This window comes from Roseomonas rosulenta (assembly GCF_016106005.1).
GTDB lineage: Bacteria > Pseudomonadota > Alphaproteobacteria > Acetobacterales > Acetobacteraceae > Neoroseomonas > Neoroseomonas rosulenta.
This window is the reverse complement of the sequence record NZ_JACADR010000641.1, coordinates 1-587: the sequence shown is the minus strand read 5'-3', so window position 1 is coordinate 587 and position 587 is coordinate 1. Positions and strand designations below refer to the sequence as shown.

The 587-nt window shown below is 77.3% G+C and carries 1 protein-coding gene; it reads left to right on the top strand.

The window, feature by feature from the left end; translation table 11 throughout:
* Positions 1-34 precede the first annotated feature (34 nt).
* Positions 35-587, top strand: a 553-nt coding sequence (locus HW578_RS27420; RefSeq protein WP_198373836.1) for an MFS transporter, incomplete at its 3' end; no start/stop codon positions are given.

The following is a 587-nucleotide window of genomic DNA, read 5'->3' as shown; positions in this document are numbered from 1 at the left end:
CCTCGCGGTCGCGCCGGCGCCCCTGACCGCCGCCGTGCGCAGCCCCGCCTTCGCGCGCGCCTGGGCCGGCACGCTGCTCGTCTCGATCCCGGCGACGCTGCCCCACGCGATGCTGGCGGGCACGGCGCGCGAGGTCGGCGTGTCGCGCGCCGATGCCCTCGCGCTTCTGGGGCTGATCGGCCTCGGGACCATCGCGGGGCGCTTCCTGATCGCGGCGATCGCGGACGCGATCGGCCGGCGCACCACCTTCGTGGCCTGCTGCGCCGGCATGTCCGGCAGCATGCTGGTCTGGGCGCTGGCGGAGGACGCGGCGGCGTTGCAGGGCTTCGCGCTGGTCTTCGGCGCGCTGCAGGGCGGCTTCGTCGCGCTGCTGCCGGCCTTCGGCGCTGATACCTTCGGCGCGCGGTCGGTGGGCGGCGTGCTCGGGCTGCTCTACACGAGCCGGGGCGTCGCGCTGCTGCTCGCGCCGCCGCTGGTCGCCGCGTTGCTGGATGCGGCGGGGCATGGGGTGCCGCTGGCGGCGGTCGCGGCCCTCGGCGTGGCGGGCAGCCTGATATTGGCGCGCATGCCGCGGCTGCCGGATGGCC